The sequence below is a fragment of the Pseudomonas meliae genome (genome assembly GCF_001400515.1).
Taxonomy (GTDB): domain Bacteria; phylum Pseudomonadota; class Gammaproteobacteria; order Pseudomonadales; family Pseudomonadaceae; genus Aquipseudomonas; species Aquipseudomonas amygdali.
In genome coordinates, this window is the sequence record NZ_LJQT01000059.1 from 1 (window position 1) to 2,767 (window position 2,767).

Here is a 2,767-nt window from a genome sequence, read left to right on the forward strand (position 1 = left end):
CCCGGGGCGGTTCACTTTCCGTCCGAATAGATCAGGCCCTTTCCATAGCCCAGCTGGCCCAACACGTACCCCAGCAGTGCTTCGGTTTTGCCGGCACCGGTTGTACCGAACATCAGAATATGGCGGGTCATGTCATCCAGCGACAGCCACAGTTCACGCCCGGCGTCCCGACCGCGCAGGTACCCCATGTACAGGATGCCCGCTGCCTTGAGCATCACCGTGCGCATGGCCGTGACCGGCAAGAAACCCAGCAGCTTGCCCGTCACCTGGCGTTGCGTCGAAGGGTCGAGGCGGTCCATGTCTGAAGGCATGCGCATGGGCATCTGCCAGGGTTCGAGCAGCATGACAGGTGACCAAACCAGCAAGGCCGGCAGACTGAGCCACAGGCTGACCGGGTACAGGACGCCTCCCACCACAGACCCGGCAAGGCCCAGCGTCAGACTACCGGGGCCCATCAACCACTCAGCCAGTGCCGAGTGGTAAACCCGCCGGTTTAGACGCGTGCGCTCGACGGCGTAGTCATTGGGGCGCATTCGACACCTCCTGAACCTGGCGGGCAGGTTGCTCATCGAGGAAGGCTTTAAGCCTGATCGGGTCACGCAACAGCGTCTGCGGCACATAGCGCCCATCGTCGCTGATCACCCAAGGCGTGCCCGGTATGCGATACGCCTGATAGGCCGTCTGGTTGATCCCCAAGGCCTTTTCTGCCACATCGCACGTGCCTGCTGGTTGCGCCGCTTTCACTTCCACCCCTTCCGACGTCGGCTTTAACTGGGGTTTTCCAAGGTTTACACCCTCGGGGGCTGCATCAAACAGGCGATCCCACGCGGTTTTGCGCTGCTCAGGCGGCAAGCACAGCACGGGCGTAATGGCGGCGATCGACTTTTCCTTACCAATCACCGGCACAGGAAACACCACCACGTTGAAGGCGTCGGAGAGCGTGTTGAGGGACGACTCCAGACTCTGGCAGTTCGGACAGCCAGGGTCCGAAAAGACATACAGCGTGCGCGCGTGACCGCTGGAATAGTCAACGGTGAACAGCTTGCGCTCGGCAGCGTTGTGCAGCTTTTGAGGGAGTGTGGCCCGAACCTCCCTGGGCAATGTCCAGCCATCGTCAGGTGCCACGTCTGCAGCGGACTGGCGTGGCTCAGAAGCGATCGGCTCCGGCGCGCTGCGCTTGGCCAGGTCCGGCTTGGGGGGGCTCGTGACTGAGGGCGTGATGACCTGCGCCGCCGGCATTGCAACAGGCCATTCAAGCGCTCGGCCAAGCCATGAGGCACCGAGGCAAAGCACAACCAACAGCACGAACACGCCCATCAGACGCCGCTGGGTCTTGCGTCGTCCATGACGCAGCAAAGCCTGCGACAGTGCGGTCAGTAGCTCATGGGTTTCCTCACTGTCATGGGTTTCAAGAGAGAATTCAAAACCCTGAACATCGCGGCAGAGCACACCGTCATTGCTCAGATAAAACGAGTGCTGATGGCGAAGGTCCAGGGTGCAAATCGTGCGTGTCACGATGCCTTCTTCCTGATCTGCCTGATAGACAACCAGCTGATCGCCTTGGATGTCCACCGAAAACGGGGCGCGCAAAGATGCCGAGGCCATGGGGCTTCCTCTTTCTAAAGTAAAGAATTAATAGTGCTTTTTTGAATCAAATTTGATGTAGAGTTACATCAAAATTGAAGCAAGGAGTCATCATGAGAACGACTGTTACCATCGACGATGCGTTGTACCAACGTGCTCTGGAAGTCGCCGATCCGGCGATGGATAAGGCCGACCTGTTCCGTGAAGCCGTTCAGACGTTTGTGCGCATTCAAGCGGCTAAACGATTGATGGCTTTAGGGGCCACACTGCCAGCGATGGAAGACATCGCCCGCCGACACGAGAAGGCACTGTGAAAGGCGTCCTGGTAGACACCTCCGTTTGGGTTGAGCACTTTCGCAACAACAGTCCAGAACTGGTGAACTTGCTCAGCCAGGACCGGGTACTCATACACCCCATGGTGATCGGAGAACTGGCGTGTGGTACCCCACCTGATCGTTTGAACACCTTGACTGACCTTGGCGACCTACGAGGTGCACAACAACCCACGGTGAGTGAAGTCATCGCCTTTCTGAACACTCACAAGCTCTATGGCCTGGGCTGTGGGCTGGTGGATATGACGCTCCTGGCCTCCGCGTTATTGAGCGGCACAGCGCTTTGGACGTTAGACAAGCGCCTGGAGCGTTTGGCTAGCCGCATGGCCGTGTCATACCAGCCTCCTACTCACTAGGCTCATCAACCACAGGTGGCTGCGCGGCATACACCGCCGTCATGACAGGAAGGTCAGAGGCCTCCCGGCGTTTGGGCGTGATGACATGTCGCGCAAATACCAGACCGATGCTTTCCAACTCGGCCTGCAAGCCATCGATGGCCTGGGTCACCACCAACCCAGGACGTGGCAGCCCCAGCTTACTGGCATGGACTTCTGCCCGCGCCTGAGCCTGAACACCAGCGCCTTCCACAAACACCTTGGCCGTGTCGGCACTGTGCAAGGCATACCACAAAGTACGGTTAACCCCCTTGAGCCAGCGAAAGCGCGCCGGTGCCAAGCGCAGATCGCGGCCATACAAGGCCACCAGCGCGGTGCGCATCGATATATGGCTTTGCAGCCACTCACTGACGCCCGGTGCTTTTGCAACGCGATCAAACCCCGCGTCGGCCAAGCCGTACAGCGGCGTCAACGAGAAGGTCTTGCGCCGCAACAACCCCTTGATGCATAGGAATT

At 59.3% G+C, this 2,767-nt stretch carries 5 protein-coding genes; 2 read left to right on the plus strand and 3 right to left on the minus strand.

Annotated features, from left to right (window positions below; translation table 11 throughout):
* Nucleotides 1-11: 11 nt before the first annotated feature.
* Both ALO64_RS02705 and ALO64_RS02710 read right to left on the minus strand, forming a co-directional pair.
* Nucleotides 12-533: a hypothetical protein gene (locus ALO64_RS02705; protein ID WP_044345775.1), complete on the minus strand. Its 522-nt coding sequence runs from the start codon at nt 531-533 to the stop codon at nt 12-14.
* Entirely contained in the window at nt 520-1,605 is a 1,086-nt protein-coding gene (locus ALO64_RS02710) for a thioredoxin fold domain-containing protein (RefSeq protein WP_044345777.1), read from the minus strand. The genes ALO64_RS02705 and ALO64_RS02710 overlap by 14 nt, the downstream gene beginning before the upstream one ends.
* Before the next feature lie 92 nt (nt 1,606-1,697).
* On the opposite strand from ALO64_RS02710, the gene ALO64_RS02715 reads away from it, so the two are divergent.
* On the plus strand, nt 1,698-1,898 hold the full coding sequence (locus tag ALO64_RS02715) for a type II toxin-antitoxin system VapB family antitoxin (RefSeq protein ID WP_020309477.1): 201 nt from the start codon (nt 1,698-1,700) through the stop codon (nt 1,896-1,898).
* Nucleotides 1,895-2,272, plus strand: a complete 378-nt coding sequence (locus ALO64_RS02720; protein WP_044345778.1) for a type II toxin-antitoxin system VapC family toxin — start codon at nt 1,895-1,897, stop codon at nt 2,270-2,272. The genes ALO64_RS02715 and ALO64_RS02720 overlap by 4 nt, the downstream gene beginning before the upstream one ends.
* Here the strand turns inward: ALO64_RS02720 and ALO64_RS02725 are convergent.
* A partial coding sequence (locus ALO64_RS02725; RefSeq protein ID WP_456238956.1) for a secretion/conjugation apparatus DotM-related subunit occupies nt 2,262-2,767 on the minus strand: 506 nt, incomplete at its 5' end. The genes ALO64_RS02720 and ALO64_RS02725 overlap by 11 nt on opposite strands.